Below are 7,622 nucleotides of genomic sequence, written 5' to 3'. Positions count from 1 at the left end.
CGCTCGTTTGCGCAGCTCAGGGGGATAGGAGGAGGGGCGTGCCATGACTCAATCCTTTCACGGAATCGAGTCTCTACCGAACCCGGAACGGTTCAGCCTCCACACAGTGGTCGCGGTCATCACGACGGGTGCGGTCCAGAGCAGAAAATCCAGCATGGCGTACGTTCACCGGCCCCAGAGAGTACGGCGCCGCTGCGGACCGAACGGACGCGACAAGCTGGACTCCAGGCGGCTGATCAAGTCCGTGCCGGAGGTCGATGCCTGCACACGCTGCTTGATCAGATAGGCCGAGAGTTCCGCCTCGCGCTCTTCGACGCTCTCGTACCGGGACCGTGCGTGTATAACCTGGCGCTCAGCTGATTCGGCGCCGATGCTCTGCCGCAATGACTCGGGCAGCTCGTACGGCTCCGAGTCGGGCGCCAGCCCCGTGCCGTGATCCAGCCATTCGTGAGCCAGCTCATGCAGAATTGTGTGCTCGGTCTGATGCGGAGTGGGTCTCGGGCGGTAGAGCACGTAAGTAACGGCGCCCCTCCTCACACGCAAACCGCATGCGGTTCGCAGGTCCCCTTGATGATCGTCCACCGGTATCAGCTGGATGCTCCGACCCCGGGATCCCTCGATCGACGCCACGAGGGAAGGAATGCTGAACGGGTCGGGCAACGACAGACCGTCAAGCTTCACGTCACACTGCTTCAGTAGCCCACGCATTTCGCCCCGCAACCTCATGTTCAGCACTCGCATTCAGTCAGCGTTCGCGTTTATCTCGAACCTAAGACGTTTCAGCACACCAATAGGGGCAAGTCAGATCGTGAGGATCGTTTCACGTCAAGATAAGCGCACCTCCAGGCAGCTCACTCACGGGGGCCATTCATATTCCGCTTCGTCTGATTTGATCCAGGGAGAAAGCCATGTGGGCGACGGTCCGTGAAAGCTGAGCCGCTGCCCCTCGGGGCCAACCCTTGGGACCATTGGGCAGCCGTGAGGCTCAGCCTTGAAGCCTGTCGGATGTTGGCATGGTCAACTTCTGCGGGCATGGCTGACAAGACTCAGGTATTTGATCTTCCTTTCGCAAGCGCAGAAAGGTGACCTCCGCTCGGCGCTAGCGAGATGCGCCGCCGGCAATGCCGGCGCCGGGTATGTCCAAGCGGCCGCCCTCGGTGCCAAGGGTCGCCCGGATCAGCCGGAGGGCACTGGGAGTACGCACCCCGCGAGCCCTAAGCTCGTTGACGACAAGGCGTGCGGCGGCTGCGGCCCCAACTGGGGTGCGGTCAAAATAGGCCTCCCACCACGAGAGCACCGGAATGAACGAATGCCACCCTCGCGCGGTCATGGCGGCCAAATGATCGCCGTCCCGGCCCGTTCCGTCCCGACTGTCAGCGAACACGGCGACATCGTCTCTGGGGCTGACCATGACGACGAGTTGACCGTCGCCGTGATCGATGGTGAAGCCCGCGTCGCTGTCCCCGACCAGCACTTCAAGGTGCTGGCTCCATGCACGCAGGAGCGCCTCCAGACTGCTCTGCAGTTGCATCCAGTCCTGCGCGACAGGGGTCGCCGGCGCGCGCCGAAAGGGGCCGCTTCGCTGGTAGCGCCAGAGGTACGGAAGACCTCCCTCCTCGCCCTGTGCTCCATGGGTGGCACATCTCCGGAATCTCTCGGATTCAGCGTCTTCTAGCTCAGCCGTCCGGCGCACCGACAGTCTCAGCCAGCCATCCCTTCGCGCATCCAGAACCACCGTGTGTGACTCTGAGCGCCATCGAACGTCCGGGCCATCGACCCCGCCACCGCACTTCAATGGCCTGCCGAGCTGCTCAAAGAGCTCGGCAAGCACCAGCCGCGTCTCATCACTCGCGAGTGACTCCGACGCCGAGAAGCGTGTGTGGCGACCTACGCGTACGGGCGCCGTCCGGAAATCTTCCTCCGATGGCTGGTACATGAGGCGCTGCGCCAGCATCGAAAGCGTGGCCTCGGCCGATGCAACTGTATTCATATGACAACCATGCCGCACTCGCAGGTGCGGATAAATAGCATGTGACGTAGGGCGCATTTTTTGCCATCGCCATGCAGCGCGACCCATACGAGGTTGACGCACCCCTAGCCTGATGGGGCTTTTGAGCATTTCGCCGGATTCTCTAGCATTCCCGGGTCTCGTCGCCCTAGTGGGCGCTGATGCTCTTCGATGAACGGACGAGAGAATGATGCCTAGCTTGAGCTGCTGGTGAGCCCTCCTTCATCTCATCACTACCTAATGGGCTGCGAACTGATTGCCTGTACCAAATGAAGGCAACACCGATAGTGCAGTCAGTTATCCATCTGGTCTGGGAGTTGGACCGTTCTCGGCGCACTCATTCGCTCCAGTAGAGCGCGCTCGACCCTTTGCGTGACCCGCAGTCAGATAGCAATGGTCTGAGGAATAGTGGGGGCCTGGCTGCCGTAGCAGGCGACTTGACCAACAAAGGCCTTCATGAACGCCGTTACCGGCCGATCTTGCTTGCCCGTGACCAGCCGCTTCGTCGCCGCCTCCTCGCGTATGGCACAAGCCGCCGTCTACACCCCCGATCTGCCAACCCTTAGGTTCTACGGACGCGGCGCCCTGCGCACTCGTAGTCCGCGTCCTGCGAAATAGGACCGGGGCCATGTCGTACGAGATACGGTCGGCGGCTACTGCGGGTCAAGCGGGGCCACCACGTAAGGGCCGCGGCCGGTATCACGGACCAGGTCGGCCAGCCCCTGGTGGATGTGATGGCCACACAGGAGAACGACTGGGGCAGAGTCAGCTCGCTGGCGGCGTACCGCCCATACGGGCGTTCGCGAGCACAGGAGGTTGTACCGTCGCAGTTCGCCGTCGCAGCGCGCATTTCGGGGTACTGGGATGTTCACGGGGATGCTCGCCTTCCAGGTAGAGCGGCGGACCCTGAGCTGAGGTGTCCTGTGGCATGAGGCCGGCGGGTGTGTCATGGGACAGGGCCGCCTGCCCCGTGTCGCATGACACGAGACAGGCGGTCTACGCCGGTTCGGCCCCTGCCGGAACCGCGAAGGCAGCTGCCGTATCCGGCCCCGGGGCGCCGAGGTCGGTCATCGCCGTGGCGGTCGTAACGACGTCCAGACGGTAGTGCCTGGCGTAGGCGGCCAGCAGTAGGGACAGTTTCGGCTCCCGTCCCGTCCGGCTGGTGCGAGCGGCAAGGCAGCGCAGCAGGTGCGGGGTGAAGCGTGCGCGCCCTGGAAGGAGTCTGAGGTTGTCCGGTCCGTGCTCTGCAGCAAGGTGGACGGCATGGGCCGGGTCGGGCTTCTCGACCAGGTGAACCATCGTGCGTACCGGCCCGGTTCCGGTGCAGATGATGACGCCGTGGGTGCTGGCGGCTTCGGCGTCGAACGGAGCGGCGAGGACCGCTGGGGGATCCGATGTGGTGGCGTTGATGAGGTCGGACAGGGCGGTGTGGGTGGGGTCGACGTTGTCAGCGAACACCTGCGCACAGGTCCCCCGTGCGCAGGTGTTCGGCACCGTTGAATATGGAGGTGACGTCGGCGTAGCGGCCGTGCTGGGCAACGAAGTCGACTTGCATGCGGTCGGCGGACGGGTGCCGGCCGACGGGCTGGTGGGTCAGCAGCTGGTAACGGGCCACGGCGCCGGGGGTGAGGACCTGCCGGGTGCATTCGATCAGCGACGTGTAGTAGGGGTGGTGGACCACGACGGCCCGTGCCGCGCCGGTGGCGGTCGCTTCGTCCAGGACGTGGGCGAGCCCCGGGCGTCCCTGAACGGGGCGCAGTTCCACGGGCAGGTAGGGCGACCAGCCATTCACTCGGGTGCCCAGCCCCCAGCGGCGATCACCACGGCGGTGGGTGTTCTGCCGGTTCACCGGTGTGCTCCCCTGGGGTGCGGGGAGGGCGGTAGTTTCGGCGCGTGTACACACGCGTGACGGCCATCGTCATCGAGGACGGCAGGCTCCTGTTGCTGAACCAGGACACCGATGAGGAACGGTCTTGGTCCCTTCCCGGGGGGAAGCTGGAAGAGGGAGAGTCCCTGGGCGAGGCGCTGATCCGGGAGGTGCGGGAAGAGACCGGGGTCGACGTTGAGGTCGGCCGGTTGCTGTACCTGTGCGACAACGTCAAGGCGCATGTCGTTCACATCACTTTCGAGGCCCGCCGGACGGGCGGGACGATCGGGAACATCGCAGAGGGGGCGGACACCCGGCCCATTCGCGGTGTGAAGTTCGTCGACCTGGGCGAACTGTCCGCCCTGGGCTTCAGCGACTTGTTCGTGAAGCTGTGCCGGGAGGGATTCCCGGGGGCCGGGTCTTACATGGGTCCCAAGTCGGCCATCGGGCTATGAACCCAGGACACTGATCAGAAGCCGGTCGAGCTCTCCCGGCGTGCGGTGGGCGGGCTCGGCGAGAGCTTCGACCCATCCATTCAGCCGGTTGGCCAGCTCCCATGCCCCCATGCGGGCGGTGTCGGTGACGTGGGGGCTGCGCACCAGGCGGAAGCCGACACCGCGCGAGGATCCCAGCAGATACTGCGGACGCACAGCGTTGACCGCTTCGCTGGAGCCCGGGGTGTTCCGGGCCGCCCCGAACAGGTGCCGCTGGACCGGTTGCGCTTCGTGCTGAAGCGGGCCGTCACCGCACCAGACCTGTACGTTGCCGACCAGGTGGTGCACATCCCGTTCGCGGCGCCCGGGTTCTGTGACGGGGCTGCTGTCGCCGACCGCGTAGTCGCAGTTGTAGGCCCGTTCACCAGCGGGGCTACGAGGGCTTCGGCACGGGTGGGCAGGCGGGCACCGGACCATGCGACCATGAGCGCAGCGCCGACCCAGATGACCCCGTACGCCGGGTGTGACTCGTATCCGGCGCTGACCTCCCCAGCTTCGGCGAGAATGGCCGAAGTGGAGGCGCCTACCGCGCTCGTGGGGCATCGGGCAGACAAGGAGATTGGTGCCGAGCCGTGTGTTCGGGGCGCCGCCCGCGGAGAACCTCACTCCGCTGCCCTTAGCGAGCGACCCGCCCTGGGGGCGATCAGGCAGGCCCCAGAGCTGCTGTTCGTTAGGAGTGAGAGCGGGGGCTTTCCGAAGATCGGGCACGAGTCGCGGATGAGGTGATTCCGTCCCAACGTGCAGAACGTCATACGGTCCCACGCGTCCGGACCGCTCCGTCGTACTGATCGAGGAAGCGCTCGGCTCGCGTTAGATCCTCCGGAGTGTCCACCGCTACACCGTCGTCCAGGACAGGGACCATCTGTACGGTGTGGCCGTGTTCGACGAAGCGCAGCATCTCCACTCCTTCGGCACGCTCCAGGGGCCCCTGCTGGAGCTGACGGAAGCGTTGGAGAGCCAGGCCGGTGAAGCCGTAGAGGCCCAGTTGGCGCAGGTACTTCGGGCGGTCGCCTTTGGGATAGGGAATGGGCTGGCGCGAGAACATCAGGGCCTCGCTACGGGCCGTGACGACGACCTTGACGACGTTGTGGTCCAGGACGGCGCCGACGTCGACCAGTTCGGTGTAGGCGTTCACGGCCAAGGTGCTCGGCGGCGTGTACTCCAGGGCCTCGGAGACGTCGTCGATGGCGGTCGGCGAGATGAACGGCTCATCGCCCTGGACGTTGATGTACCCCTCAGCCGGCAGGCACTCGGCGACCTCGGCGACGCGGTCGGTGCCGGTGAGGTGCTCTCCAGTACGGATGCAGTCGATGCCCAGTTGGCCGCACACCGCCTCGATGCGTTCATCGTCCGTCGCCACGATGGCTCCGTCGAGGCGTTTGGCCTCCAAACAACGCTGGTGGACGTGCCAGAGCAGCGGCTTGTCGCCGAGGAGGGCCAGTGGTTTGCCGGGGAAGCGTGAAGCACCCCAGCGGCAGGGTATGACAGCGATGTGCCGGCGCGGTTTGGCGCCGGTCGGTTGGGCTGTGGTGGCGGCCACGGCGTCCTCCTTGTAGTCAGGTACGAGTGGGGCTTCAGGTGAGCTGGGCGAGCTTGGCGCGGACAGTGGGTGAGGCGGCGGTCGCGAACGGCCGCCACTGGTAGCCGTCGACCTCTTGCTCCTGAAGCGTCACCGCGTGTTCGGCACCGAGGTGGAAGGCCCAACGGAAGTCAACGTGGTGGTGGGCCGGCTCGTTCTTCGACGGGTTCGCGTCGATCGCGTGCACGTCAATGTCGAGGGGAGCGTCCTCGTAGCCGGCGAGCGGTACGACGGCGCTGGGCGGGATGCCAGCCTCCTCGTGCAGTTCGCGCAGGGCGGCGTCGCGCAAGTGCTGGTCGGCTGGTTCGTTGTGCCCGCCGGGCGCCAGCAGTTTCCCAGACGCTTTGTGTGCGATGTGCAGCATGTGCCGTTCACCGTTGATGAGGATGGCGCTGCAGGTCACGTGGACGGGAAAGGTTTTTCGGCTGGTGGGAGCGTCCGCGCCGGCGAGCACGGCGAACAGCAGCGCCAGGGAGTCGCGTTCGTCCGGCTGGCGGGCGAGGTACGCCTCCGTGACGGCGCGGATGTGTTTGGTAGAGGGAGGCAACGAGGTCACCTTTCGAAGTGGCCGAGCCAGGTTCTGGCGATGGTGTTGCGGTCGGGCGCAGACATCTCGTGCAGTCCAGGCTCGAAACGCCCGTGGCTGAGTGCGGCGGTGGCGGCGAGTATCTCGGCCTGGACAAGGTGGATGTAGGTGCCGACGGCGGCGCCGTGCACAAAGTTGACCGCGCCCCCGTCGGCGAGAACGTAGAAGTAGTGGCCGGTGACCTCGTATCGGGTCAACTGGGGTCCGACGGGCTGGCGTTCGTAGAGGTCGTCAAGACTGCTGAGTTCGAGCTCGTCCTCGGAGGAGGTCGCCGATCCGAGGTACGCGCCGTTGCGCAGGGCCGCGAAATCCTCGTGCCGGAGGGCGAGATTGCCGGTGGCGCACAGGACGAGGTCCGCGTCATGGACGGCCTCGGTGGTGGACGCGCTGGTGCTGAAGCCGAGGGCGTGCGCTTGCACCCGCTTGACCGGGTCGTTGTCGTACACGGTGACGCGCAGGTCCTGGGCGCGCAGGGTCTGGGCGATGGCACGGCCGATCTTGCCGAAACCGATGACGCAGGCGCTGCGGCTCGTGAGGATGTCCCCGCGGGTGCGGATGAGGGCGTCGGTGGAGAACACGATGGACCGGCCGATGAGGTGGTCCTCGCAGTCCTTGAGCGGGGAGCGGGCCACGGACACGACGGGGCAGGGCAGGGAGCCGAGAGCCGCGTACCGTTGGTGTCCGTTCTCGGTGTCCTCGACGACGCCGAGGATGCGGCCGGAGAACTTGTTCACGAGGGTGTCGAGGCTGGCCGCAAAGTACCCGCCGATGTCGACCAGGACGACGTCCTGGCCGCCGGCCGTGTCCTCCAGGTGGTGCAGAGCCTGGGTCTCGTCGGTGAACCGTTCCCGGGTCAGGTCGTGGACCGGCAGGGTGCGGCGAATGGTGTCGAGGGTCGGCTGGTGGATCGACCGGGGCTTGGGGAGGACGGCGCCGATCGTGGACACCGCGGTCATGGCGCGCAAGAACGCGGGGCGTTCCGGGAGCAGGTGCGTGATGACCAGCGTCGTGATCGCCTGGCCGGCGGGGAACTGCGCGGTGATCCTCCGGAAGAAGGCGTCCAGCCGTGCTCGCTCGGGAGTTTCCAT

General features: G+C 66.0%; 9 protein-coding genes. 1 reads left to right on the top strand and 8 read right to left on the bottom strand.

The features are described from left to right. Positions 1-165 precede the first annotated feature (165 nt). From ACIBJG_RS37930 to ACIBJG_RS37915, 4 genes are all read right to left on the bottom strand, one after another. Positions 166-681 (bottom strand): hypothetical protein, encoded by a 516-nt coding sequence (locus ACIBJG_RS37930; protein ID WP_399314796.1) that lies wholly within the window; start codon positions 679-681, stop codon positions 166-168. A gap of 418 nt (positions 682-1,099) precedes the next feature. Beyond that, on the bottom strand, positions 1,100-1,990 hold the full coding sequence (locus ACIBJG_RS37925; RefSeq protein WP_399314794.1) for a hypothetical protein: 891 nt from the start codon (positions 1,988-1,990) through the stop codon (positions 1,100-1,102). Positions 1,991-3,004: 1,014 nt separating this feature from the next. Beyond that, positions 3,005-3,466, bottom strand: coding sequence for a hypothetical protein (locus ACIBJG_RS37920; protein WP_399314792.1), 462 nt, complete (start codon positions 3,464-3,466; stop codon positions 3,005-3,007). Beyond that, a complete protein-coding gene (locus ACIBJG_RS37915; protein ID WP_399314790.1) occupies positions 3,456-3,857 on the bottom strand; it encodes a hypothetical protein in 402 nt (133 codons plus the stop codon). The genes ACIBJG_RS37920 and ACIBJG_RS37915 overlap by 11 nt, the downstream gene beginning before the upstream one ends. Before the next feature lie 56 nt (positions 3,858-3,913). Here ACIBJG_RS37915 and ACIBJG_RS37910 point away from each other — a divergent pair, with 56 nt between their 5' ends. Further along, on the top strand, positions 3,914-4,330 hold the full coding sequence (locus ACIBJG_RS37910; RefSeq protein WP_399314789.1) for an NUDIX domain-containing protein: 417 nt from the start codon (positions 3,914-3,916) through the stop codon (positions 4,328-4,330). Here ACIBJG_RS37910 and ACIBJG_RS37905 read toward each other — a convergent pair. The 4 genes from ACIBJG_RS37905 to ACIBJG_RS37890 all read right to left on the bottom strand — a co-directional run bounded on the left by ACIBJG_RS37905 (position 4,325) and on the right by ACIBJG_RS37890 (position 7,622). Further along, on the bottom strand, positions 4,325-4,657 hold the full coding sequence (locus ACIBJG_RS37905; RefSeq protein ID WP_399314787.1) for a hypothetical protein: 333 nt from the start codon (positions 4,655-4,657) through the stop codon (positions 4,325-4,327). The two genes, ACIBJG_RS37910 and ACIBJG_RS37905, sit on opposite strands and share 6 nt — an antisense overlap. Before the next feature lie 460 nt (positions 4,658-5,117). Then, entirely contained in the window at positions 5,118-5,909 is a 792-nt protein-coding gene (locus ACIBJG_RS37900) for a 3-deoxy-manno-octulosonate cytidylyltransferase (RefSeq protein ID WP_399314784.1), read from the bottom strand. A gap of 34 nt (positions 5,910-5,943) precedes the next feature. Further along, on the bottom strand, positions 5,944-6,504 hold the full coding sequence (locus ACIBJG_RS37895; RefSeq protein ID WP_399314782.1) for an NUDIX hydrolase: 561 nt from the start codon (positions 6,502-6,504) through the stop codon (positions 5,944-5,946). Next, positions 6,501-7,622: an adenosylhomocysteinase gene (locus ACIBJG_RS37890; protein ID WP_399314781.1), complete on the bottom strand. Its 1,122-nt coding sequence runs from the start codon at positions 7,620-7,622 to the stop codon at positions 6,501-6,503. Before ACIBJG_RS37890 ends, ACIBJG_RS37895 begins: the two co-directional genes overlap by 4 nt.

The organism is Streptomyces sp. NPDC050422, from assembly GCF_044458665.1.
GTDB lineage: Bacteria > Actinomycetota > Actinomycetes > Streptomycetales > Streptomycetaceae > Streptomyces.
This window is presented reverse-complemented; position numbering and strand designations above follow the sequence as displayed.

Coding starts and splice junctions, on each gene's coding strand:
- ACIBJG_RS37925 (WP_399314794.1), bottom strand. CDS start 1,990: ATGAATACAGTTGCATCGGCCGAGGCCACGCTTTCGATGCTGGCGCAG.
- ACIBJG_RS37890 (WP_399314781.1), bottom strand. CDS start 7,622: ATGGAAACTCCCGAGCGAGCACGGCTGGACGCCTTCTTCCGGAGGATC.